Origin of the sequence: Ensifer sp. 22460 (assembly GCF_052044935.1) — a bacterium.
Classification (GTDB): domain Bacteria; phylum Pseudomonadota; class Alphaproteobacteria; order Rhizobiales; family Rhizobiaceae; genus Ensifer.
This window is the reverse complement of the sequence record NZ_JBQENZ010000006.1, coordinates 72,559-96,699: the sequence shown is the minus strand read 5'-3', so window position 1 is coordinate 96,699 and position 24,141 is coordinate 72,559. Positions and strand designations below refer to the sequence as shown.

At 63.5% G+C, this 24,141-nt stretch carries 22 protein-coding genes; 16 read left to right on the top strand and 6 right to left on the bottom strand.

Features of this window, described 5'->3' with window-relative positions; all coding sequences use genetic code 11:
* Nucleotide 1: 1 nt before the first annotated feature.
* The 4 genes from ACTJKM_RS09330 to ACTJKM_RS09315 all read right to left on the bottom strand — a co-directional run bounded on the left by ACTJKM_RS09330 (nucleotide 2) and on the right by ACTJKM_RS09315 (nucleotide 2,621).
* The gene (locus ACTJKM_RS09330) at nucleotides 2–610 is read right to left on the bottom strand and encodes a 2Fe-2S iron-sulfur cluster-binding protein (RefSeq protein ID WP_113511429.1); all 609 of its coding nucleotides are present in this window, start codon (nucleotides 608–610) and stop codon (nucleotides 2–4) included.
* A gap of 148 nt (nucleotides 611–758) precedes the next feature.
* Nucleotides 759–1,640 carry a helix-turn-helix transcriptional regulator gene (locus ACTJKM_RS09325; RefSeq protein WP_245296282.1) on the bottom strand — a complete coding sequence of 294 codons (882 nt, stop codon included), beginning with the start codon at nucleotides 1,638–1,640 and terminating at the stop codon, nucleotides 759–761.
* Nucleotides 1,641–1,763: 123 nt separating this feature from the next.
* Nucleotides 1,764–2,279 (bottom strand): EVE domain-containing protein, encoded by a 516-nt coding sequence (locus ACTJKM_RS09320; protein ID WP_058329700.1) that lies wholly within the window; start codon nucleotides 2,277–2,279, stop codon nucleotides 1,764–1,766.
* 195 nt (nucleotides 2,280–2,474) lie between these two features.
* The gene (locus tag ACTJKM_RS09315) at nucleotides 2,475–2,621 is read right to left on the bottom strand and encodes a DUF1127 domain-containing protein (protein ID WP_064817045.1); all 147 of its coding nucleotides are present in this window, start codon (nucleotides 2,619–2,621) and stop codon (nucleotides 2,475–2,477) included.
* A 325-nt stretch (nucleotides 2,622–2,946) separates the two neighbouring features.
* Here ACTJKM_RS09315 and ACTJKM_RS09310 point away from each other — a divergent pair, with 325 nt between their 5' ends.
* Together ACTJKM_RS09310 and ACTJKM_RS09305 are read left to right on the top strand one after the other, a co-directional pair.
* Nucleotides 2,947–3,657: a GntR family transcriptional regulator gene (locus ACTJKM_RS09310; protein WP_058329841.1), complete on the top strand. Its 711-nt coding sequence runs from the start codon at nucleotides 2,947–2,949 to the stop codon at nucleotides 3,655–3,657.
* 113 nt (nucleotides 3,658–3,770) lie between these two features.
* A complete protein-coding gene (locus ACTJKM_RS09305) occupies nucleotides 3,771–4,733 on the top strand; it encodes a dihydrodipicolinate synthase family protein (RefSeq protein ID WP_058329699.1) in 963 nt (320 codons plus the stop codon).
* 338 nt (nucleotides 4,734–5,071) lie between these two features.
* Here the strand turns inward: ACTJKM_RS09305 and ACTJKM_RS09300 are convergent, their stop codons facing one another.
* Nucleotides 5,072–6,109, bottom strand: coding sequence for an Ldh family oxidoreductase (locus tag ACTJKM_RS09300; protein WP_058329698.1), 1,038 nt, complete (start codon nucleotides 6,107–6,109; stop codon nucleotides 5,072–5,074).
* Nucleotides 6,110–6,265: 156 nt separating this feature from the next.
* On the opposite strand from ACTJKM_RS09300, the gene ACTJKM_RS09295 reads away from it, so the two are divergent.
* From ACTJKM_RS09295 to lhpI, 8 genes are all read left to right on the top strand, one after another.
* On the top strand, nucleotides 6,266–7,783 hold the full coding sequence (locus ACTJKM_RS09295) for an aldehyde dehydrogenase (NADP(+)) (RefSeq protein WP_058329697.1): 1,518 nt from the start codon (nucleotides 6,266–6,268) through the stop codon (nucleotides 7,781–7,783).
* A gap of 235 nt (nucleotides 7,784–8,018) precedes the next feature.
* Complete coding sequence (locus tag ACTJKM_RS09290; protein WP_057251920.1) at nucleotides 8,019–8,825, top strand: ABC transporter substrate-binding protein; 807 nt, start codon at nucleotides 8,019–8,021, stop codon at nucleotides 8,823–8,825.
* Between the two features lie 72 nt (nucleotides 8,826–8,897).
* Nucleotides 8,898–9,563 (top strand): amino acid ABC transporter permease, encoded by a 666-nt coding sequence (locus ACTJKM_RS09285; RefSeq protein ID WP_057251921.1) that lies wholly within the window; start codon nucleotides 8,898–8,900, stop codon nucleotides 9,561–9,563.
* A gap of 10 nt (nucleotides 9,564–9,573) precedes the next feature.
* Nucleotides 9,574–10,224 carry an amino acid ABC transporter permease gene (locus ACTJKM_RS09280; protein ID WP_034798414.1) on the top strand — a complete coding sequence of 217 codons (651 nt, stop codon included), beginning with the start codon at nucleotides 9,574–9,576 and terminating at the stop codon, nucleotides 10,222–10,224.
* The gene (locus ACTJKM_RS09275) at nucleotides 10,217–10,939 is read left to right on the top strand and encodes an amino acid ABC transporter ATP-binding protein (RefSeq protein WP_275025645.1); all 723 of its coding nucleotides are present in this window, start codon (nucleotides 10,217–10,219) and stop codon (nucleotides 10,937–10,939) included. The genes ACTJKM_RS09280 and ACTJKM_RS09275 overlap by 8 nt, the downstream gene beginning before the upstream one ends.
* A gap of 7 nt (nucleotides 10,940–10,946) precedes the next feature.
* Nucleotides 10,947–12,194 carry an NAD(P)/FAD-dependent oxidoreductase gene (locus ACTJKM_RS09270; protein ID WP_113511421.1) on the top strand — a complete coding sequence of 416 codons (1,248 nt, stop codon included), beginning with the start codon at nucleotides 10,947–10,949 and terminating at the stop codon, nucleotides 12,192–12,194.
* A gap of 13 nt (nucleotides 12,195–12,207) precedes the next feature.
* Nucleotides 12,208–13,209, top strand: coding sequence for a 4-hydroxyproline epimerase (locus ACTJKM_RS09265; protein WP_058329694.1), 1,002 nt, complete (start codon nucleotides 12,208–12,210; stop codon nucleotides 13,207–13,209).
* Nucleotides 13,206–14,897 (top strand): cis-3-hydroxy-L-proline dehydratase, encoded by a 1,692-nt coding sequence (lhpI, locus tag ACTJKM_RS09260; RefSeq protein WP_440660222.1) that lies wholly within the window; start codon nucleotides 13,206–13,208, stop codon nucleotides 14,895–14,897. The genes ACTJKM_RS09265 and lhpI overlap by 4 nt, the downstream gene beginning before the upstream one ends.
* Nucleotides 14,898–14,913: 16 nt before the next feature.
* On the opposite strand, the gene ACTJKM_RS09255 is transcribed toward lhpI, so the two are convergent.
* Nucleotides 14,914–15,966 carry a LacI family DNA-binding transcriptional regulator gene (locus tag ACTJKM_RS09255; protein ID WP_058329692.1) on the bottom strand — a complete coding sequence of 351 codons (1,053 nt, stop codon included), beginning with the start codon at nucleotides 15,964–15,966 and terminating at the stop codon, nucleotides 14,914–14,916.
* A 117-nt stretch (nucleotides 15,967–16,083) separates the two neighbouring features.
* On the opposite strand from ACTJKM_RS09255, the gene bglB reads away from it, so the two are divergent.
* The 6 genes from bglB (at nucleotide 16,084) to ACTJKM_RS09225 (ending at nucleotide 24,135) form a co-directional block, all read left to right on the top strand.
* On the top strand, nucleotides 16,084–17,184 hold the full coding sequence (gene bglB / locus ACTJKM_RS09250; protein ID WP_058329691.1) for a beta-galactosidase BglB: 1,101 nt from the start codon (nucleotides 16,084–16,086) through the stop codon (nucleotides 17,182–17,184).
* A complete protein-coding gene (gene kduI / locus ACTJKM_RS09245; RefSeq protein WP_058329690.1) occupies nucleotides 17,181–18,017 on the top strand; it encodes a 5-dehydro-4-deoxy-D-glucuronate isomerase in 837 nt (278 codons plus the stop codon). Before bglB ends, kduI begins: the two co-directional genes overlap by 4 nt.
* Nucleotides 18,014–20,500, top strand: a complete 2,487-nt coding sequence (locus tag ACTJKM_RS09240; protein WP_440660220.1) for a hypothetical protein — start codon at nucleotides 18,014–18,016, stop codon at nucleotides 20,498–20,500. The genes kduI and ACTJKM_RS09240 overlap by 4 nt, the downstream gene beginning before the upstream one ends.
* 91 nt (nucleotides 20,501–20,591) lie before the next feature.
* Nucleotides 20,592–21,860 (top strand): ABC transporter substrate-binding protein, encoded by a 1,269-nt coding sequence (locus ACTJKM_RS09235; RefSeq protein WP_058329688.1) that lies wholly within the window; start codon nucleotides 20,592–20,594, stop codon nucleotides 21,858–21,860.
* A 197-nt stretch (nucleotides 21,861–22,057) separates the two neighbouring features.
* Nucleotides 22,058–23,086, top strand: coding sequence for a carbohydrate ABC transporter permease (locus tag ACTJKM_RS09230; protein ID WP_440660218.1), 1,029 nt, complete (start codon nucleotides 22,058–22,060; stop codon nucleotides 23,084–23,086).
* Nucleotides 23,083–24,135 (top strand): carbohydrate ABC transporter permease, encoded by a 1,053-nt coding sequence (locus ACTJKM_RS09225; protein ID WP_057251931.1) that lies wholly within the window; start codon nucleotides 23,083–23,085, stop codon nucleotides 24,133–24,135. The genes ACTJKM_RS09230 and ACTJKM_RS09225 overlap by 4 nt, the downstream gene beginning before the upstream one ends.
* Nucleotides 24,136–24,141: the final 6 nt, after the last annotated feature.

The window sequence follows — 24,141 nt, the reverse complement described above, 5'->3', positions numbered from 1 at the left end:
GTCAGCCCCTCCCCGCCGCGTCGGCAACAGCCGCGACGATGCCGGGATAGGCGCCGCAACGACAGATGTTGCCGCTCATCCAGAAGCGGATCTCGTCGGTCGAGCCCGCATGTCCTTCAGCGATACAGCCGACACCCGACATGATCTGCCCCGGCGTGCAGAAGCCGCACTGTAGGCCCTCATGCGCCACGAAGGCTTCCTGGAGCGGATGCAGCACGCCATCTTTCTCGAGCCCTTCGATCGTTTCGATCCGGGCGCCGTCATGCATGCATGCCAGTGTGAGACAGGAGACGATGCGCTTGCCGTCGACAAGCATCGTGCAGGCGCCGCAGGCGCCCTGGTTGCACCCTTTCTTGGTGCCGGTGAGATCGAGCGTCTCGCGCAGGACGTCCAGGATTGATTGCCTTGGGTCGATGGTCAGAACATGCAGTTCGCCGTTCACGGTCATGGTCAGGGTCATGGGGCTTACCTCCTTCGCCGGAGAACCTGTCGCTGCCGCCGACTGAGACGGCAGCGCTGCCAGCGCCACGGTTCCGGCACCTGCCAGAAGCGCTTCCCGGCGCGACAGCACCGGACCTTGCACATAGGATTCTGATCTATTTTCGACCATGTCGGAAAACACTCTCCTGCCTCAACAAACCGTGCAGAAGATAGGCGTCGAACGACGGCGTTACTGTTGCGATCTTTCGATCCTGCTTGAAAGTTGCGGCGGTCGAGGACGCCGGTGCACGGGAGCGCCGGCCCGGTCGCAGCCGAGGTCAAAGCCGACGGCGAAACTCGCTCGGGGTGAGGCCTGTCACTTTGCGAAAGCTCGAAGCGAAGGCCGATTGCGTTTCATAGCCGACGACAAGAGCGATATCGGTGATGCGCAGCGTCCGGTCCGCAAGCAGCGCCTTGGCGTGGGCGATGCGCTGCCGTGTCAGCCAGACATAGGGCGTGTGCCCGGTTGCCACACGAAAAGCGGTACAAAAATGAAAGCGGCTGAGATTCACGAGATCCGCCAGCTCCTGAAGCCGAATATCCTTGGTGAGATTGTCACGCATGTAGGTGGTGACACGCTTGATCTGCCAGGCCGAAAGGCCACGCCGTGGTCCGGGGGCGAGGGGCACGGACATTGCGGCGTGCCCGCGCAGAAGCTGGAGACAGACAAGATCGAGAAGCTGCTCGATGAACAGGTGCGATACCGCGTCACCGATACTGATCTCGTCGTTGATCAAGGACATGATCGTAAACAGTTTGGGATCGCTGAAATTCACGCGGTCGAGAAGCTCGGGCTCACGACCATTCCCAACCTGATCCGCGCAGGCAAGCAGGCGCTGGTGCCCCAGAAAGATATTCGACACTTCGACGGCACCATCCGCGCGCCAAAGTCCTTCGTGCCCCCTGGGCGCAAAAGTGATGGTGCCGGCTAGCGCCGGCGCGGTGATCGTCTGACGACCAACCTTCAACGAAGCAGTCCCGTCGCCTGCATACTTCGCCGCGAGAATATGATCCTTCAGTGGTGGCAGGTGGTACTCGAAGGGCTCGTTGCGCCAACGGCCGACCAAGCGCGTATCGCCGGAGAACACCTCCGGAATGACCGGCGGGGAAAACCCGCGCTGCAAGCGACGGATATGAACCTCCGTATCCGCAAGTCCCATTCCGCCCATTCGATCTTGTCTCTCGTGGATAGCCCGAAACGCGTTATCTCCCGGAGAACTAACATCCTTCGCCGCGCGCGAAAATATCGCCCGCGGGTCAAGTTTTCGACCTGCGGGCTGCAATCACGCCCAGGCTTGCCGGCGGTATTCGGCCACCCCCAGGAAAACGCCACCAAGATCGGCATGCATGGCGCGCGCGATCACGCGGAAATCATGTTCGCTGATGGCGAGATGACCGAAACGAAGTTTCTGATCCCAATTTCGATTGCCCTCGGCAAATTCCAGGCTATCGAGCCACGGACGGACGGGAGCCTCCATACTGTCGGCCCAATCGATATCGCCGCGATGCCGCGCGACTCCGCCCATCGCAAAGAAGTAGGGCGGACGCTCCTTGACCACACCGATGGCCGTAAAACAAGCGAGCCCCGCTCTGCCGCTGAAGGCGGCGTTGGGTGAATAACCGATAAAACCATCGCCCGCCTTCATGCGCGTCAACGGCTGCACGTTGCCGTAGCCGAAGCGCGAGAAGCCGCCTTCCGACGCATGATGCATATCATCACCGGAAACCGTGCCGATCCAGAACTTGCGCTCGCCCGGCCGGCTTTCTGCACCCACTTGAAACACATCCTGCGCCGACATCGGTCATCCCTCGATCTCTGATCATGGGGACACTCTACGCGCGACCCCTGCCAGATTCTGTCAGCATTGAAATCGCGAAACTGCGCGAGGATTGGAGTGAGCGGCCGCCGGTCATTCACAACGGTGCGCCACAAAGCAAAAGCGCCCGCAGGAGATGCAGGCGCTTGGGCAATCTAACAGTCTTGGTAGGTCGCCTTAGCGGGCGAAGGCCGTGCGTGCGACGCGGTCGATGTCGGCGCGTTCGATGCCGAGGTCACGGAGTTCCCGGTTCGACATGCGGCCCAGCTCGGTGACCGTCTGACGATACTTGCGCCAGTTGTTGATGGAGCGTGCGATGTTCATTTGATCCCCCTTTCAATGGGCTTTCGAAGCCTGGCAGCCAGTCCGTGGCGCCTCGTTTCGCTTCGATGAACACCTTATAACTCAGGCCCTTGGTAAGTTGCAGCGCTCAAAAGTCAGCGCTCCCATGTGGGAAATGCATGGGTCGTTTTGCGTGCGCAAGCTCGAGCGCAAGACCCGCGCGTTTGTGATCCTCCCTTGTTCGCGCCCTACCCAAATGCAACAGCTGCATGCATTCGAAATGTCAGCCTCGCACAATCGTTGCCACGGAATCTGTTGATCCCGACGGCAGAGACAAGTATTTCTTTTGTCGACAAAGGAATCCGAGATGACCGATATCGACACCGACAACAGCCCCATCCCCGAACGCAAGCGCGGTTCCGGCGTGAAGATGGTCTATGACCTCCTGCGCGACGAGATCCTCGACCTGGTGCTGCCGCCGGGCAGCCCGATCGACGAAGTGCAGCTTGCCGAGCGACTGAAGATGTCGCGCACGCCGATCCGCGAGGCGCTGGTCCGGCTTGCCGGTGAAGGGCTGATCGACACGCTGCCCAACCGCTCGACGATGGTAGCGAACATCGACTTCCTCAACTTGAACCCGTTCTTCGACGCGCTTGTCTTGATGTACCGCGTCACGACGCGGCTTGCGGCGCAGAACCACCGCCCGGAAGACCTGCCGGTCATTCGCGGCTTCCACGAGGACTATGCGGCTGCCGTCCAGGCGCGCGACGCGCTGACGATGATCGCCACCAATGCCGCTTTCCATGCGGCGATCGCCGAGGCCGGCCGCAATCCCTATTTCACCAGCCTGTTCCGCCGGCTGCTCGACGAGGGACGGCGCATCCTGCGTCTCTACTACCAGTCCTACGAGGAGCAGTTCCCGCAGCGCTTCGTCGACGAGCACGCGGCGATCATCGCTGCAATCGCAGCGCGCGACATCGAGACGGCGGACCATCTTGGCAAGGCGCATGCCGAGCAGATCGTCGAGCAGGTGCAGAAGCTTTTTGCCCGCAACAACAAGCTCGACATCGCCTTGTAGCAGTCTTTGTATTTTTCTTGTCGACAAATAAAATACAAACGGCTATTGTCTAGATCAAAGGCAAGGGCGCGCGTGCGCCGTTGCCTCGAAGACAAAGCCGAGAGGAGTTTCAGATGAAGGCTCAGATTTTCACCGGCGTCATCCCGGCGCTGATGACCCCCTGCAAGGAAGACCGCACCCCCGATTTCGACGCGCTGGTGCGCAAGGGCCAGGAGCTGGTCGCTCAGGGCATGTCGGCCGTCGTCTATTGCGGCTCGATGGGTGACTGGCCGCTCTTGACCGATGCGCAGCGCATGGAAGGCGTCGAGCGCCTGGTCAAGGCCGGCATTCCGGTTATCGTCGGCACCGGCGCCGTCAACACCGCGTCAGCCGTCGCCCATGCGGCGCACGCCGAGAAGGTTGGCGCCCAGGGCCTGATGGTCATCCCGCGCGTGCTGTCGCGTGGTTCGGTCGTCGCCGCCCAGAAGAACCACTTCAAGGCCATTCTTTCGGCCGCCCCGAGCCTGCCGGCCGTTATCTACAACAGCCCCTATTACGGCTTTGCCACCCGCGCCGACCTGTTCTTCGCGTTGCGCGCCGAACATCCGAACCTCGTCGGGTTCAAGGAATTCGGCGGCGCAGCCGACATGCGTTATGCGGCCGAAAACATCACCAGCCGTGACGATGGCGTCTCGCTGATGATCGGCGTCGACACGGCCGTGTTCCACGGCTTCGTCAACTGCGGCGCGACCGGCGCCATCACCGGCATCGGCTGCGTGCTGCCGAAGGAAGTCATCCACATGTGCAACCTGTCGCGTGCCGCCGCCGAAGGCGACGTCGACGCCCGCCAGCGCGCACTGGAACTGGAACAGGCGCTCGCCGTGCTCTCCTCCTTCGACGAAGGCCCGGACCTCGTTCTCTACTTCAAGCACATGATGGTGCTGAAGGGCGACAAGGAATACACGCTGCACTTCAACGAAAGCGACGTGCTTTCGGACAGCCAGCGCGGCTACGTCGAAGCCCAGTTCAAGCTGTTCAACAGCTGGTACGCCGAATGGAGCAAGCTCCCGGGCGCCGTCCAGAAGTGCAAGGCCTGATCACAAATATCGGCCGCAAATAGAAGAGGCCCTCCGCTTGGAGGGCCTTTTTCGTCGACCCTACAGGGTACCTCGGGATCGCAGGCACCGGCCAAGGTTTCCCTCATTCCTGTGCTTGTCACAAGAATCTAGCCAGCCCAAGTCCTTGGGCTGAAAGGTCTTTTGACCCGACGGACGTCGGGTCGCTGGATCCCCGCCACAGGGGCGAGGATGAGGGAGAATGGGGCGGCCCTCTCGTCAATCAAGCACTTTCAGTCCAGCAAAAAGGCCCCGGGGGCCTTTCCGTTTTATATGCTCCGGTTGTGAGCCGAAGAAGCCGCCATAAGGTTAGCCGTCGCTTACGCGACGGCATCCAAACCAAGGGCGAGCAGCCGGTCAAGCTGTTCCGTCTCGGCCTGATTGAGGACGACGCCTTCGGCCTCCGACTTGGCGCGCGCCGCGAAACGGCGCTGCGACGGCAGGCGGGCGCCCTGGCCAACGATTGCCTCGAAAAGCACTTCGGCGCGGGCAAACGGATTGCCGGGCCTTCCGGCCGCGAACTTCTCCGGCGAGAAGGCGACGATCAGTTCGCCATGGAAGGGCGCAAGCGTGGTAGTGCCGAGGTAGTCGAGCACTTCCGGGCTCGTCAGGTCGCCGATCATGATGCCAGCGAGAAGCTCGACCATCGTGCCGATCGCGGAGCCCTTATGGCCGCCGAAAGGCAGCATGGCGCCGGCAAGGGCGGCTTCCGGATCCGTCGTCGGGTTACCCTCGGCATCGATCGCCCAGCCCTCGGGCAGAGGCTTTCCGGCGCGGCGGTGCAGCTCGATCTCGCCGCGCGCGGCAACCGAGGTCGCGAAGTCGAAGACGTAGGGCGGATTGTTTTCGCGCGGCCAGCCGAAGGCGAAGGGGTTGGTGCCGAGCAGCGGCTTGTTGCCGCCGGTGGGCGCAACCGTCGCGTAGCTCGGGCACATGACGAGGCCGGCGAGGCCCTCGCCCGTCAATCCTTCGACCTCGGGCCAAAGGGCAGAGAAATGGGTGCAATCATTGATGACGAGCGCGGCGAGACCGAGCGAGCGGGCGCGTTCGGCGAGAACGGGCAGGCCGAGCTCGAAGGCCGGGTTGGCGAAACCGCCCTTGGCATTGACCTTGACGATGGCCGAGCCTTCCTGCGCGTCGAGCTCGGGCACGGCGTCTGCCTTCACCTTGCCGGCCTTGACCGTGCGCAGCGCCCCTTCAATGCGGTAAACGCCATGCGATTTACAGGCGTCACGCTCGCCGGCGACGATCACGCGGGCGAGTGCGCCTGCCTGAACGCCGTTTAGCCCAGCCTTCAGGAAGATCGCCTCGACGCGCTCGAAAAGTGCTGCGATCGTCAGGGTGTTGGTTTCGCTCATCTCTCTCCCTCTCAATTGCTGCGCCTGATCCGGATGAGACCATCAGGCGATTGATGTTATGCATACATATAGTATACAAAGATCCGACAAGTGCAATTCAGCCATGATCCCCTCTGCCACAAAAGGCAATCCGGGATCGAGAGAAAGGATCGCCAGATGGCCTTCACCCCCAAAGGAAAACACCTTGTCGCCGGCGAATGGCTCGACGGCGCGGGCACCTTCGCATCCGCACCCGCCCATGGTCCGGTCCATCAGTTTGCTACCGGCACCGTGGAGCTGGTCAACCGTGCGGCTGAAGCGGCGGAAGAAGCGTTCCTGAGCTACGGTTATTCGACCCGCGCCGAGCGCGCCGCGTTCCTCCGCGCCATCGCCGACGAGATCGAGGCGCGCGCCGAGGCGATCACCGAGATCGGCAGCCAGGAAACGGGCCTGCCGGAAGCCCGTCTGCAGGGCGAACGCGGCCGCACCACCGGCCAGCTCCGCCTTTTCGCGGACCACATCGAGAAGGGCGAGTATCTCGACCGCCGCTTCGACGCCGCACTGCCCGAGCGCCAGCCGGCGCCGCGTCCGGAGATCCGCCTCATCCAGCGGCCGATCGGCCCGGTCGCCGTTTTCGGCGCTTCGAACTTCCCGCTCGCCTTCTCGACCGCCGGCGGCGACACGGCCGCCGCACTTGCCGCCGGTTGCCCCGTGGTCGTCAAGGGCCACTCGGCCCATCCCGGCACCGGTGAGATCGTCGCTGAGGCTATTGAAGCCGCGATCCGCAAGACCGGCGTGCATCCGGGCGTATTCTCGCTCATCCAGGGCGGCAACCGACAGGTCGGTGAAGCGCTGGTGCAGCATCCGTTGATCAAGGCTGTCGGCTTCACCGGTTCGCTCGCCGGTGGCCGTGCGCTCTTCAATCTTTGCGCCGCGCGCCCCGAGCCGATCCCGTTCTTCGGCGAGCTCGGTTCGGTCAACCCGATGTTCCTGCTGCCGGAAGCGCTGAAGGCACGCGCCGAAACGCTCGGCCAGGGCTGGGCCGGCTCGCTGACCATGGGCGCTGGCCAGTTCTGCACCAATCCCGGGATCGCCGTGGTCGTTGAAGGCGCTGACGCCGATCGCTTCACCGCTGCCGCCGTCGAAGCACTCGGCAAGGTGGTACCCCAGACGATGCTGACCGACGGCATCGCCAAGGCCTATCACGATGGGCAGGCGCGCTTTGAAAGCCGCAACGCCGTGAAGCCGCTGCTCACCACCGAATCCCCCGGCCGCTCGGTCTCGCCGAACCTGTTCGAGACGACCGGCGACCAGTTCCTCGCCGACCATGCGCTCGGCGAAGAGGTCTTCGGTCCGCTCGGCCTCGTCGTCCGCGTCGGTTCGACCGGCGAGATGGAACAGCTCGCCCGTGGATTCCAGGGGCAACTGACCACGACGATCCACATGGATACGGCCGACCTCGAAACCGCCCGTCGTCTGCGCCCGATCCTCGAGCGCAAGGCCGGCCGCGTGCTCGTCAACGGCTTCCCGACCGGCGTCGAGGTGGTGGATTCCATGGTCCATGGCGGCCCCTACCCGGCCTCGACCAACTTCGGCGCGACCAGCGTCGGCACCCTGTCGATCCGCCGCTTCCTGCGGCCGGTCGCCTACCAGAACATGCCGGAGGCCCTGCTGCCCGAGGATTTCCAGGGCTAAAACGGAAGAGGAAAAGTGCGGGCGGCTTGCCGCTCGCAGTGCGCTCTCACGTATGAGACACGACAGATCGCTGCGCAGACATCCCATTTGGCGAAACAAATGGGATGTCTGCGCGCGTTCTGCGTTATCATGATATACTTTTTGTATACTAATTGTATTTTTCTATTGATTTACGCTCTCTAAAACGGAATAGTGCCCCAGCCGTCAAACGGCACTCATTTCAGGGAGAGAGATAATGAAGACTTCGGTGCTTGCGCTCGGCCTCGTTGCGGCCGCTGCTCTGACCAGCCAGGCCCATGCCGACAAGCTGGATGACGTCATCGGCTCGGGAACGCTGCGTTGCGCGGTCGTGCTCGACTTCCCGCCGATGGGTTCTCGCGACGAGAACAACAATCCGATCGGCTTTGACGTCGACTACTGCAACGACCTCGCCAAGGCCCTCGGCGTCACCGCCGAAATCGTCGAGACCCCGTTCCCGGAGCGCATTCCCGCTCTGATGTCGGGCCGTGTCGACGTCGGCGTTGCCTCGACCTCGGACACGCTTGAGCGCGCCAAAACCGTCGGCATGACGATCCCCTACTTCGCCTTCGAAATGGCCGTGACCGCCAATGAAAAGTCGGGCGTCAAGTCCTTCGAAGACATGAAGGGCAAGGTCGTCGGCGCCACCGCCGGTACCTTCGAAGCCATCGCGCTCGAAAAACAGGTCAAGGAATGGGGTGCTGGCGAGTTCCGTCCGTACCAGACCCAGGCCGACGTCTTCCTCGCTCTCAGCCAGGGCCAGATCGACGCCACGGTTTCGACCTCGACTGTTGCGCAGGCCAACGTGAAGACCGGCAAGTTCCCGGGCATCGCCGTTGTCGGCAAGGCGCCGTTCGACACCGACTACGTCGCGCTCTTCACCAACCGCGAAGAATACGGCTTCGTCAACTTCCTCAACCTCTTCATCAACCAGCAGGTCCGCACCGGCCGCTACGCAGAACTCTACGAAAAGTGGGTCGGCGGCGAGCTTCCGGACCTTACGGCAAAGGGCGTTTACCGCTAATCTGGCCGTCCATCTGGCGGCGCGGAGTGTAGCTTCGCGCCGCTATTCGTTTCCGAAGAGGCGAGACGAAACATGTTCAGTTACACCTTCCATTGGAACCAGGCGCTGAAAGCCCTGCCGCAGATGCTCGATGGAGCGCTGGTCACCTTGCAGGTGGCTCTGCTCTCGATGGTCATCGGCCTGGCACTGGCGCTGGCGCTGACGGCCTGCCGCCTGTCCGGCAATCGCATTCTCGGCGGTTTTGCGACCGCCTGGGTCGAAATCGCCCGCAACACGCCGGCACTGTTCCAAATCTACATGGCGCATTTCGGCCTTGGCAATTTCGGCATCCACCTGAGCCCCTATACGGCGCTGCTCGCCGGGATCGCCTTCAACAATGCCGGCTATCTCGCAGAGAATTTCCGCGGCGCGCTCAAGGCCATTCCCGACACCCAGACGCGCGCCGGCCGCTCGCTCGGCATGACGCCAGTGCAGGCCTTCCGCTATATCGTGCTGCCGCAGATGCTGCGCATCGCCTTCCTGCCCGTTACCAACCAGATGGTCTGGGCAATCCTGATGACCTCGCTCGGAGTTACCGTCGGCATGAACACCGACCTTGCCGGCATCACCCAGGAACTGAACGCCCGCTCGTTCCGCACCTTCGAATTCTTCGCGATCGCCGCAGTGATCTACTACCTGATCGCCAAGGCCGTGACGCTGGCAGCCCGTCTGCTCGCCGCGCGCATGTTCCGCTACTGAGAGGTGAGAGATGTTCAATACCGCCCTCACCCTCGCTGATCTCGGCTTCCTGCTGCAAGGCGCCCTGATGACGCTTGCGGTCACCGCCGTCTCGGTCACCGCCGGCACCGTGCTCGGCATCATCTTCGGCGTCGTGCGCAACCAGGTCGGCCCCTACTGGGCCGCACCGCTCACCTTCGTGCTCGACATCTTCCGCTCGGTGCCGCTCCTGATCCAGCTGGTGCTTGCCAATGCCTTCCAGGCAATTGCTAAGTTAGGCTGGGCGCCGTTCACGACGTCCTGCGTGGTGCTGTCGCTCTACACGGCCGCCTACTGCACCGAGATCGTGCGCGGCGGCATCTCCTCCGTACCGCCGACCACCCGTCGCGCTGCCCGCTCGCTCGGCATGACCTGGTGGCAGGACATGCGCTACATCGTGGCGCCGCTTGCGACCCGCGTTTCGTTGCCGTCCTGGATCGGCCTGACGCTCGGTGTCATGAAGGACTCCGCACTCGTTCTCTGGCTTGGCCTGATCGAGCTGCTACGCGCCTCGCAGGTGCTCGTCACCCGTCTGCAGGAGCCGCTGCTGATCCTTCTGATCTGCGGCGCCATCTACTTCCTCATCAGCTTCCCAATCGCCCGGCTCGGCGGTTACCTTGAAAAACGGTGGTCCAATGATTGAGATCCAAAACGTCCGCAAATCCTTCGGCTCGCTGGAGGTTCTCAAAGGCATCGACCTCACCGTCAACAAGGGTGAAGTCGTCACCGTCATCGGCGGCTCCGGCTCGGGCAAGTCGACCCTTCTCACCTGCATCAACGGCCTCGAGCCGATCGATGCCGGCCGCATCCTGGTCGACGGCACCGAGGTCCACGCAAAGTCCACCGACCTCAACAAGCTCCGGGCCAAGGTCGGCATCGTGTTCCAGCAGTGGAACGCCTTCCCGCACCTGACCGTGCTCGAAAACGTCATGCTGGCACCGCGCAAGGTGCTCGGCCTTTCGAAGGAGAAAGCCGAGGAAATCGCCGTCAAGCAGCTCACCCATGTCGGCCTCGGCGAAAAGCTCTCGGTCTACCCGACCCGCATGTCGGGCGGCCAACAGCAGCGCATGGCGATCGCCCGGGCGCTCGCCATGTCGCCGGAATACATGCTGTTTGACGAAGTGACCTCGGCACTCGACCCGCAGCTCGTCGGCGAAGTGCTCGACACGCTGCGCATGCTTGCGTCCGAAGGCATGACTATGATCTGCGTCACCCACGAAATGAAGTTCGCCCGCGAAGTCTCCGACCGCGTCGCTTTCTTCCACAAGGGCGTGATGGCGGAAATCGCAGCACCCGAGGCGCTCTTCGGCGCGCCGAAGGACCCGGAACTCCAGAAGTTCCTGGCAGCGACGCACTGAGACGATCATGAAGGATGCAGCTCAGCCTGACGTCATCGTCATCGGCGCCGGCGTCGTCGGCCTTTCCGCGGCGATCGCCGCCCAGGCACGGGGACTTTCCGTCACCGTGCTCGACCGGGAAGGTCCGGCCGCAGGTGCCTCGGCGGGCAATGCCGGGGCCTTCGCCTTTACCGACATCCTGCCGCTCGCCTCTCCCGGCATCCTCAAAAAGGCGCCGAAGTGGTTGCTCGACCCGCTTGGGCCCTTGAGCGTCCCGCCGGCCTACGCGGTGCAGATCGCGCCGTGGATGTTCCGCTTCTGGCGCGCCTGCTCGCCTAAGAAGGTGGCGCATTCGACGACGGCGCAGACGGCGATCATGGATCTTTCGAAGGCCGAGTTGGAACCGTTCCTGACGGCAACCGGCACGCTGCCGATGCTGCGCAAGGAAGGCAATCTCCAGGTCTATGAAAGCGAAGCCGAACTGAAGGCATCGCTTCCCGGCTGGAAGGCGCGGGCGGAGCACGGCATCGAATTCCGCCATATGGGTGCTGCCGAAATGGCCGAGATCCAGCCCGGTCTCGCGCCGCGCTTTACTCATGGCACCTTCACGCCCGGTTGGTACTCGATCGCCGATCCGAAGCTCTATACCCTCGCGCTCGCAGACCATTTCCGGGCGAAGGGCGGCATCATCGAACGCGCCGAGGTTACGGCATTGCGGCCGGTCGAGGGTGGCGTGGAACTGACGTCCAACGGCAAGACACGGCGTGCAGACCAGGTTGTGCTATCCGCCGGCGCCTTTTCGCATCAGATCGCCCGGACGCTTGGAGAGCGCATCCCTCTGGAAACCGAGCGCGGATACAACACCACGCTGCCGCAGGACGCCTTTGACCTGCGCACCCAGGTCACCTTCGGCGGCCACGGCTTTGTCGTCACGCGGCTTTCGACCGGCATCCGGGTTGGCGGCGCCGTCGAACTCGGCGGCCTGAAGCTGCCGCCGAATTTCCGCCGCTCGGAAGCGATGCTGAAGAAGGCGCAGACCTTCCTGCCCGGCTTCAAAAGCGAATGCGGCGTGCAGTGGATGGGCTTCCGCCCGTCACTGCCCGACAGCCTGCCGGCGATCGGCCGCGCCCGCGCCACGGGGCGCGTGATCTACGCCTTCGGCCACGGCCATCTCGGCCTGACGCAATCGGCCGGCACCGCGCGTCTCGTCGCCGAACTCCTGACCGGCCAACGGCCGGCAATCGACATCCAATCCTTCTCGCCGCAACGTTTCTGATAGGGCTTCGACCATGGCCAACCACACCTTCTCCTGCATCGACGGACACACCTGCGGCAACCCGGTCCGCCTCGTTTCCGGCGGCGGGCCACGGCTCGAAGGGGCCAACATGCTGGAGAAGCGGGCCCACTTTCTGCGCGAGTTCGACTGGATCCGCACCGGCCTGATGTTCGAGCCGCGCGGCCACGACATGATGTCGGGCTCGATCCTCTATCCGCCGACGCGGCCCGACTGTGACGTCGCGGTGCTTTTCATCGAGACCTCCGGCTGTCTGCCGATGTGCGGCCACGGCACGATCGGTACCATCACCATGGCGATCGAGAACGGGCTGATTACCCCGCGCGAGCCGGGCAAGCTCTCGATCGACGCGCCCGCCGGCAAGGTGGATATCACCTACCGTCAGGAGGGCCGCTTCGTCGAGGAAGTCCGCCTTACCAACGTTCCCGGCTTCCTCTATGCTGAAGGACTGACGGCGGAAGTCGAGGGCCTCGGCGAAATCGTGGTCGACGTTGCCTATGGCGGCAATTTCTACGCCATCGTCGAACCGCAGAAGAATTTCCGAGACATGGCCGACCATACCGCTGGCGAACTCGTCGGCTGGAGTCCGAAGTTGCGCGCAGCCCTCAACGCCAAGTACGAGTTCGTCCATCCGGAGCATCCGGAAATCCAGGGTCTGAGCCACATCCAGTGGACCGGCAAGCCGACGCAGGCCGAGGCGCAGGCGCGCAACGCCGTTTTCTACGGCGAAAAGGCGATCGACCGCTCGCCTTGCGGCACCGGCACCTCGGCGCGCATGGCGCAGCTTGCCGCCAAGGGCAAGCTCAAAGTCGGTGACGAGTTCGTACATGAATCGATCATCGGCTCGCTGTTCAAGGGCCGCGTCGAGGCGGCGACCAAGGTTGCCGACCGCGACGCCATCATCCCTTCGATCGCCGGCTGGGCCCGCATGACCGGCATCAACACGATCTTCATCGATGACCGCGACCCCTTCGCCCATGGATTTGTCGTAAAATGACCCAATCGATCTCCGCCCGCAGCATTCTCTCTGGCTCCGCCGATGGCCCCATCATCGCCACCGAGGAGGCGCTGAGCTTCTGGGGTGGGGTCGATCCGGCAACCGGCGTGGTGATCGATGTGCATCACCCGCTGCACGGGATCTGTCTCACCGGCGGCATCCTGATGATGCCGTCGAGCCGCGGTTCCTGTACCGGTTCGGGCGTTCTGCTCGACATGGCGCTGACGGGCCGTGCACCGGCAGCGCTGGTGTTCTCGGAGGCTGAGGACGTGTTGACGCTCGGCGCCCTGATTGCGGCTGAGATGTTTGGCAAATCCTTGCCGGTGCTCAGGCTTTCACGCGACGCCTTCAAGATGCTCTCGCAGGCAAAGTCAGCACGGATCGGCGCTGGCACGATCGAGACCGACGGCCTGACGATCCCGGTCGAGCCGCCGGCGACGGCGGCTCTCGACCTCACCGAAGACGACCGCGCCATGCTCGACGGCCGCGACGGCATCGCCGTGCAGCAAGCGATGCGGATCATTTCCGCGATGGCCGCACAGCAGGGGGCGGAAAAGCTCATCGACGTGGTCCAGGGCCATATCGACGGCTGCATCTATGCGAGCCCCGCCAACCTTACCTTCGCCGAAAAGATGGCGAACATGGGCGCCATGGTTCGCGTGCCGACAACGATGAACGCGATCTCGGTCGACCGCGCCAACTGGCGGGCGCAAGGCGTGCCGGAAAGCTTCGGCGACCCGGCGGCTAAGCTTGCCGATGCCTATGTGCGCATGGGCTGTCGCCCGACCTTCACCTGTTCGCCCTATCTGCTCGACAGCGCACCGAAATCAGGCGAATCCATTGCCTGGGCGGAATCCAATGCCGTGATCTTCGCCAACACCGTGCTTGGCGCTCGCACGGCAAAACACCCGGATTTTCTCGACCTCTGCATCGCGCTGACCGGCCGCGCGCCCCTCTCGGGCGTCTATCTCGATGCGCCGCGCAAGGCAAAACGCGTCATCGACGTGGACCTGCCTGGGAATATCGATGACGCGTTCTGGCCGCTGATCGGTTACCTCGCCGGCCGTGCAGCCCCCGATCGCATCCCGCTGTTGCGTGGACTTGCGTCCGCACGACCCTCGCGCGACGATCTGAAGGCGCTCTGCGCCGCCTTCGGCACCACGTCCGCAGCCCCCATGTTGCATGTGGAAGGTGTAACCCCGGAAGCGGAAGGTGCCACGGCTGAGGATGCCGACCAAACGGCCATCACACGTGCCGACATGGCCGAGGCCTGGGCGCATTTCAACGAGGGACCAGCCGAGGTTGAGCTCGTCGCCATCGGCAGCCCGCACGCCTCGCTCGAGGAATGCCGCGCTCTGGCCGACGCCTTCGACGGTCGCAAGCGGCATGGCGATGTCGCCCTAATCGTGACCGCCGGACGAGACGCGATCGCCGCAGCACGGGAAGAGGGTCTGCTGGCTCGACTGGAGGCAAGTGGTATCCAGGTGCTGCCGGATCTCTGCTGGTGCTCGATCTCGGAGCCGGTGTTCCCGACGAAGACGCAGGCGCTGATGACCAATTCCGGAAAGTACGCCCATTACGGCCCCGGCCTCTCCGGGCGCGCCGTTCGCTTCGGCAGCCTCGCCGATTGCGTTGAGGCGGCGCTCACGGGCCGCGTCCCGGCACGTCTGCCGACCTGGCTGTCGTAGCGACTTCGCCGCGGGCTTAGGCGCCGCGCGGCGGTGCCGTCGAGGCGCGCGGCACCAGGTGACAGGCAAGCTCCACCCGTCGCGGCGGCGCCGGGATACCGGAGAGCGTGTCGCGCAAGAGGTCGAGCGCGACGGAACCGATCTCGCGCATCGGGATGTGCATCGTCGTCAGCGGCGGATTGAGGAAGGCCGCCTGCGGCAGATCATCCATGCCCATGACCGAGACATCGCCTGGAACCGAAAAGCCCTTCTGCTGGATGCCGAGCATGGCCCCGACCGCGAGGCTGTCGCCGGCTGCGAGCACGGCGGTGAAATCCAGCCCCCGCTCCGAAATCCGCTGCGTCAGCGCCTGTATCGCAAGCTCCGGCAGCCAGTCCTCGACGGTGACGAGCAAGTCGTCGGTAGCGGGCAGGCCTTTCGCGAGCAGCCCGTCGCGCCAGCCCTCGTAGCGCCGCTCAATCGTACGGCGCCCCGGCCGCATCAGGAACAGGATGCGCTCGTGGCCCAGCTCGATCAGATGGTCGGTCGCAAGCCGCGCGCTCGATCGGTTGCAGGGCGTGACGCTCGATAGCCGCATATAAGGATCGTCGCTGTTCAAGAGCACAACCGGCTTGTCGAAGCCGCGGGTGGCGGCAATCATGCCCTCATCGTCGATGGTGAGAAACAAGAGACCGGCGACTTGCTCGTCCTCTTCGGCCTCGGCAAGAACGGCCAACTCTTCGTTTCGATCCGCGATTGGCCGGGTGACGATTTCGAGATCCAACGCGTGGGCCCGCTCCTTCAACCCCTCCAGCACATAGTGGGTAAACTGGTTGCGCACATAGTCGATCATGGCTGCACTCGACGCCGCCACGATGACCTTCTGACCGGCGACCGCCGTGGGGATCACGTAGTTGGCGTTCTTGGCCGCTTCCAGCACCTTCTGGCGGATTTCCGCGCGCACGCCCTTTTCGCCAGCAAGGGCGCGGGAGGCGGTGCTCAAGGAGACGCCGCAGGCTTCCGCGATGTCCTCCAGCCGAACGCGTTTGCTCTTCTTGCCGCGTTTGCCCGGCAGCGGTTTTGCGATCATGTGATCCTCCCTTGCCACAATATTGGGAAAAATTTTCATGTTGCGCAAGAAAAAACATCGTGCCTTTATCTTTCTCAAGAAAGCCGAGGGAAGAGCGGCTTAAGGAGGAGGAGTGCCATGGGCCTCAACGCCCACGATATTCGCACGGGTCTCGATCGTCTTGTCGGCGGTATGACCGGTCTCAAGCATGACGGCCGGTTCGATGAACCGAACCTCGACGGGACCGCAGGCGACTACATCAGCTTCGACAGCTGGGAATGGCCGCAGGGTGTTGGCCTCTATGGCCTGATCAAGCTCTGGCTGTTTACCGGCCGCGAGGACATCCGTCAGCTTATCGAAGGCTGGTATGAAGGACGCGTTGCTGCCGGGCTTCCGGAACTCAACGTCAACACGACCGCGCCGATGCTCGGCCTCTCGGTTCTCTGGGCCAAATCCAGGAATCCCCGCTGGAAGCCGCTGCTCGACGACTGGGCAAACCGGGTGATGAGCGAAATGGGCCGGACGCCGGAAGGCGGATTCGAGCACCATGTCTCCGACAAGGTGAATGACAACGAGCTCTGGGACGACACGCTCTATATGGTCGCCCTGTTCCTCGCCTCCTATGGCCAGGCGAGTGGCCGGCGCGAACTGGTCGACGAGGCCTCACGGCAGTTTCTCGTCCATGCCCGCTACCTTGCCGACACCCAGTCGGGCCTCTGGTTCCATGGCTGGACCTTCGACGGCCGGCACAATTTCGCCCGCGCCCGCTGGGCCCGCGGCAATGCCTGGATCACCGCCGGCATGCTCGATTTCTTCGACCTCGCGGAACTCGCCCCACCGGTCAAGGAATACCTGCGCGGCGTGCTCGTCACCCAGGTCGAGGCACTGCTGCCGCTGCAGGCCGCTTCCGGCGCCTGGCGCACGCTGCTCGACGACGCGACCTCCTATGAGGAAATTTCCGCGACGGCCGGCATCGGCTATGGCCTGCTCAAGGGCTATCGGCTCGGCTATGGAACGCCCGCCTGGAGAGCCGCCGGTCTGCGCGCGCTTGAAGTCGTGATGCGCAACATCGATGAAAGCGGCACCGTGCTCAACGTCTCCTACGGCACACGCATGGGCCACGACCTGCAATTCTACAAGGACATCCCAATTCAGCCGACCGGCTATGGCCAGGCACTGGCAATCCTGTGTCTCTCCGAAGCCCTGCAGCATGTCGGCGCGGAAGGACAGGCAGCATGACGATGAAGGTTCTCTACGGGGCCAACCCCGAGGATATCAAAGGCTACGACACCGCGCGGCTGCGCCGCGAGTTCCTGATCAGCGATCTCTTTGCGGAAGACGTGGTGAACTTCACCTATACCCATGTCGACCGCCTGATCCTCGGCGGTGCCATGCCGAAAACAAAGAGCGTCTCCTTCGGCTCCGGCGCCGATATCGGCACGCCTTATCTGCTTTCGGCGCGCGAGATGGGCATCGCCAATCTTGGCGGCACCGGGACGATCACCGTCGACGGTAAGAACTTCGTGCTCGAAAATCGCGACGTTCTCTATGTCGGGCGTGGCGCAAAGGAGATCGTCGTTGCAAGCGAGACCGCCGACCGCCCGGCGCGCTTCTACATGAACTCGGTTCCCGCCGGTGCCGATCTGCCACACCGGCTGATCAAGAGGGCGGAGGCAAAGGCGCTTGAGCTCGGCGACGTCAAGCGCTCGAACAAGCGGCGCCTCGTCATGTACATCCATCCGGAAGTCATGCCCTCCTGCCTGCTTCTGATGGGCATTACCGATCTGGCCGAAGGCAGCGCCTGGAACACCATGCCGCCGCATGTGCACGAGCGGCGCATGGAGGCCTATTGCTACTTCGACATGGCGCCGGAAGACCGCATCGTCCACGTGATGGGCGAGCCGGAGGAGACCCGGCACCTGATCGTCGCAAACGGCGACGCAGTGCTTTCGCCCGCCTGGTCGATCCATATGGGCGCCGGCACCGGCCCCTATGCCTTCGTCTGGGGCATGACCGGCGAGAACCAGGAATACAACGACGTCACCCCCGTAGCCTTGGCTGAGCTGAAATGAGCGATACGATTTTCCATCTGAAGAAGAACCTCGCCGCGGAGCAGGCCATTGGCTACTGGCAGCTCGGCGCAATCGCCGAGGAGCGCTTCGACGTGCCGGACCAGCCGATGAAGGGCGAAATGGACCCCTTCTTCTTTCTGACCAAGCACAAGAACTTCATTCCGCACGAGTACCCCTGCCGGACGATTTTTGCCGAAAAGTTTCGCGGCAAGCGGCCGCAGGTGCGCGGCACATTCGAGGCCAGCCGCTGGTGGCTGCCCTTCGGATCGCCGCGGCTCGACCTCTCCGGCTTCTGGTTCCGGCCGACACGGCTTGCAACCTGGGCCCGCACCTCGATCGAGGCCGACACGGCTGGCACCGCCAAGATTCGCCTGGGCACCTGCGGCGGTGCAGTGCTCTTCCTGAACGGCGCAGAGGTGGGCTGGATGGCGCCCTATAGCCGCAATCTCGAGGCCAAGGCCGAATTCGATCTTGAGCTCAAGGCCGGGCTCAACGAAGTCACGATCTTCTTCGACGACCTCGCCGAGCGCGACGCGCGTTATTTCTTCCAGTTCGACTATCTCTCGGGACCGCCGGCGCGCGTAGCGCTGCCCGTTCCCTGCCCGAGTGCGGCCGCCGCCGATATCGAGACCGCACTCGACGGCATGCATTTCGAACGGACCGCCTATTTCGAGGGCGACATCACCCTTCTCTTCGCCGCCGCCCTGCCGCTCGATGTCAAGGTCAATGTCGCGGTCGAAGGCGACTTCATGTCGACCGAGCGCTTCGACCACGACTTCGTGCTGAAGGCCGGCGACAAGAGGCTAGTTGTCGGACCATCGGAAGAGACACCGGCCGATTTCCGCCATTTCCGCATCACGCTTGATGCCGGCGGCTTCGTTGCGTCGCGCTCTCTTGGTGTCGAGATCTGCCACGCCGGCCGCCAGGGCAAACCGTCGGAGACGCTTGCGCGTCGCATTACCGAGACGCTCGACGAGATCTCGGGCTTTTCCGAACGTGACACGGTCCGCGCCTTCGCCCGGCTTGCCAGCGGTCGCGGCGATACCGACACCGACGCGATGATCGAGGAAATTCTGCCCTCAATCGAGGACTGCCACGACTGCGCCGACTTCTCGCTGGTGCCGTTGATCTGGTCGCGCACCACATGGGGCCAGGATATCGGCGAAAAGACGCGCGATCGCATCGATCAGGCGATCCTTGGCTTCCGCTACTGGATGGATGAACCCGGCAACGACGTGCAGTGGTATTTCTCCGAAAACCACGCGCTTCTGTTCCACACTTCGGCCTATCTCGCCGGCCATCTCTTCCCCGAGGCGACCTTCCGTCGCTCCGGCCGCAAGGGCAGCGAGCAAAGCACCGTCGGTGCTGCCCGCGTTCGCGCCTGGCTCGATCACTTCGAAGCCTGGGAAATGGCGGAGTTCAACTCCGCGCCTTATTTCCCGATCGACCTCAAAGGCCTGACGGCACTGGCGGCACTCTCGCCCGACGCCGACATCGCCGACCGCGCCAAGAAGGGCATCGTGCGCCTCTGCGAGATTATCGCCCGCTCGGCCCATCACGGCATGGTGACGGCAGCCCAGGGGCGCTCCTACGAGCACACGCTCTGCGCCGGCCGCTCGCTCGAACTCTCGGGCGTCGCGCGCCTGCTCTGGGGCAAGGGCTGGTACGGCCGCCGCGTGCATGCACTGCCGCAGCTTGCCGTCTGCCTGCGTGACCACGGCCTGGTGGTGCCGGAGGCGCTTGCCACCGTCGCCTGCCATGAGGACGATGCAGCCCATCAGGAGTGGCGCTTCGCCCAGGGCGAAAACCGCTTTGCGGCGCTCTACCATTACAAAGGCCGCCATTTCGCCATGGGCTCGGCGGCGCATTATCGCTGGAACGAATGGGGCTATCAGGAAACGGTGCTGCACCTGCGCCTTGGCCAACGCCCCGAAGCGGCGATCTGGATCAACCATCCGGGCGAGACCATTCAGTTCGGGTACGGCCGGCCATCCTATTGGGGTGGTTGCGGCACCCTCCCTCGTGCCCACCAGTACAGGGGGCTGGCCGTACTCGACTTTGCGACCGTCAGCGAACAGCCGGACTTCACCCATGCGTGGTTCCCGGTCGCCGAGTTCGACGAGAGCAGGGTCAAGGGCAAGCTGGCACTTGCGCGCAGCGGCCGTGGCGCCGTTGTCCTGATCGGCGCAACCGAACTGTTACCGGTGACCGATGGCCCGTCAGCGAATGCGGAGCTGCGTCAGGCCGGTCACAAGACGCGCTGGATCGTCCGGGTTTGCGAAACCGAAGAGCTTTCCGGGGTGGAAACGAAGTTTGCCGGGCTCTCCGTCGAGGAAACTGCCGACGGTGCTTTCGTCATCAACGATCCGGACTATGGTCGCGTCGTCTTCCGCAACGACGGTTCGACGGAAGCCGAAGGGCGCATTATCGCCGCCAAGGATTTCACCGTGGCAGGCGAGGCAACCATGCTCGCCGCCGGCTAGGCGGACGAAGAATTGCGCCGGCCGGGGAAGCCGGCGCCATCCCAAACGAGCGGGAGGAAGCTCGTGTATGGATAAGTGGAGGAGAAAGACAATGAAGAAGACCGGAACGACGCTCGCGGCGCTCGCCGTCGGGCTCCTGACGTCGACGGCGGCAATGGCCGGCGACGTGCGCATCATGTGGTACTCCGATGGCGTCGAAGGCGAGGTGTTGAAGGACCTGCTCGACCGCTTCATGAAGGAGAACCCCGGGATCAACGTGATCCTCGACAACGTGTCCTACAGCGTCGTCAAGGAGCAGCTGCCGGTGCAGCTCGAAGCCGGCAACGGCCCCGATATCGCCCGCGTCACCAACCTCAAGGCCCAGAGCCAGCACTGGCTCGACCTTAGGCCGCTGGTTGCCGATCCCACCTATTGGGACCAGAATTTCGGCGGGCAGGCAGACTGGATGCGCCCGGACGGATCGAACCAGATCTCCGGTTTCATGACCCAGATCACGATTGCCGGCGGCTTTGCCAACAAGACGCTGTTCGACCAGGCGGGCGTCGCGATCCCCGGCAAGGATGCGACCTGGGACGACTGGGCGAAGGCAGCCAAGCAGGTGGCCGAAAACCAGCAGGTTCCCTTCCCGATGGCGCTCGACCGTTCCGGTCACCGCCTCAGCGGCCCGAACCTTGCCTATGGCGGCAACTACATCGGCGCCGACGGCAAGCCGGCGCCGCTTGATGATGGCTCGAAGAACTTCCTGAAGACCTTCGTCGGCTGGGTTGCCGACGGCACGATGAGCAAGGACGTTTGGGTTTCGGCCGCCGGCTCCACCTATCGCGCCGCCGCCGACGACTTCATCAACGGACAGCTCGTCTACTACTATTCCGGTTCCTGGCAGGTTCCGAACTTCTCGACGAAGATCGGAACCAACTTCGACTGGGTGGCGACCGGCAGTCCCTGCGGCCCGGCGAACTGCACCGGCATGACCGGCGGCGCGGGTCTGGTGGCGGTCAAATACACCAAGAACCCGAAGGAAGTGGCCAAGGTGATGGACTATCTCGCGAGCGAACCGATCGTGAAGGAGTTCTCCGAGCGCACCCTGTTCCTGCCTGCGCATACGGGCGTGCTTGCCAAGGAGCTCGACTTCAAGACCGACGACCCCCAGGCAAAGGCGGCGCTCAACGGCTTCGTCGAGGCGAGCAAGTCGCTCTCCGACGAGGCGCGCAAGCTGCCCGGCTGGCTATGGTCCGACGCCGTCTACGGCGCGCTCGTCACCCGCGTCAGCCAGGCTGCTGCCGGCGAGATGACGGTCGACGAAGCGTTCACGCGCATCGATAGCGATATCGCCACCAAGGTGAAAGATAGCGGCAACTGATCCGGGCGATCGATACCCGGTTTCCGACGGCGTGACGTATCATGCCGTCGGATCAACCGCCGACACACCAGTAAGCATAAGCTTACATAATGCTGACATCCGGCAAGCAGCGCTTGCCCGCCTCTTGCGGGCAGCAGATCACAATCCGGCGACGATCGTTGCGCTACAAAGCGCGACCGGTGGCGAGGTAGCAAACGATGAAGGCAGATGTTCTAAGAGGAGGCGGCTCACGCCTTGGCGAGGCGGTCATGGTGCCCGTGCGCCTGCTGATGGGCGCCGTCGATGCGCCGCTCCGCTTCGTGCAGCGCCGGCTCGGCATCGGCGGCATGGCGACCTTCTTCCTGCTGCCGAACATGCTGATCTTCGGCATATTCGTGCTGCTGCCGTTCTTCATCAACTTCGCCTATTCCATGACCGGCGGAACAGCCCTCTTCCTCCCCGACCGAAGCTTCGTCGGCGGCGACCAATATGCGCGGCTCTTCGACTGCGCCAACTACACCAACCCGAACAGCTGCGCCGAAGACACGTTCTGGACCGCCGTCGGCAACACCGCCTGGTTCGTGGTGCTGCAGGTCACCCTGATGATCCTGTTCTCGCTAGTGACGGCGCTGATCCTCAACCGCGACCTGATGGCGCGCAGCTTCTGGCGGGCGGTGTTCTTCTTCCCCGTGCTGCTCTCGCCCGTCGTCGTCGGCCTGATCTGGAAATGGATTCTGCAGCGTCAGGGCCTGCTCAACTTCGGCCTCTACGGCCTTGGCTTCGATCCCTATACCTGGCTCAACGACCGCAACTGGTCCTTTGCGGCAACCGTCGGCGTTTCGATCTGGGCGCATATGGGTTTCTATACGCTGATCCTGCTTGCCGGCCTGCAGGCGATCCCGAAGGATCTCTATGAAGCGGCCGAGATGGACGGCACCCGTCCGGCGCGCGCCTTCTGGCGCATCACCTTGCCACTGCTGATGCCCAACCTGCTCGTCGTCATCGTGCTCGTCTTGATCCGCGCAGTGCAGATCTTCGACGAGATCTACGTGCTGACCGGCGGGGGTCCAGGCACCAGCACACTCTATATCACGCAATACATCTACGAGACCGGCTTCGCGACGCAGTTGCGCAATCCCGGCCTTGCCGCAGCCGCCTCGATCCTGATGGGCGCCGTGCTGGTTGTCCTCACCCTGGTCCAGCTCGGCCTTGGCCGCAAAGGCGAGAAGAAGGGAGCCCGAAAATGAGCCGCCTTGCCGAATTCATCTTTCGACGTCGCGGCCGCAATGGCTGGCACTGGACCGATATCGTCACCTGGGTCTGGCTCATCGGCGGTCTCTTCATCATGTTCGGTCCGGCCGTCTGGCTCGTCGGCTCCTCCTTCAAGTCTCCGGCGGCCCTTGCCGAATTTCCGCCGACGATCATGCCCTATGTAACGCAGAAGGCGACCGTCGAAGGTTACGACAAGCCGCTCGACCTCTACGAGGTGACGCTGCCGGATGGCAGCAAGAAGGTGCTCGCCGAGGTTCGCCGCATCGGCATCGTCAGCCAGATGGTCGCGCCGGAAAAGCCGACCGAGATCGTCAAGGTCAACATCGCCGAGCGCACGCCGGTGCGTACAATGTCCTTCGCCACGTCGAACTACAGCGAGCCCTTCACCCATTTCGATTTCGTCCGCTATCTCTGGAACTCCGTTTTCGTCACGGTGACGGCGACGGTGATCACGCTCATCGTCAATTCGATGGCCGCCTTTGCGCTCAGCAAATACGAGTTCCGCGGCCGCACCTTCGCGATGCTCTTGATCCTCGCCACCCTGATGGTGCCGCTGTCGGTGATCATGGTGCCGCTCTATTCGATCGTCTCGGCGCTTGGTCTGTTCAACAATCTCTGGGGCGTGATCCTGCCAACGGTCGCGACGCCGACCGGCGTCTTCATCCTGCGCCAATACATGCTGACCATCCCCGACGAGCTGATCGACGCCGCGCGCATGGACAAGGCATCGGAGTGGCAGATTTACTGGCGCATCATCCTGCCGCTGACGGCACCTGCGCTCGCCGTGCTTGCGATCTTCTCCGTCGTCTGGCGCTGGAACGACTTCCTCTGGCCGCTGATCGTGCTCTCCCGCAAGGAACTCTATACGCTGCAGGTCGGCTTAAGCATCTATTCAGGAGAGCTGAACGTGCAGTGGCATTTCATTCTCGCCATGACGGTCGTGACCATGATCCCGGTCGTCCTGGTCTTCATCTTCCTGCAACGCTTCATCACCACCGGCATTGCCGGCACCGGACTGAAATAAGGGGGC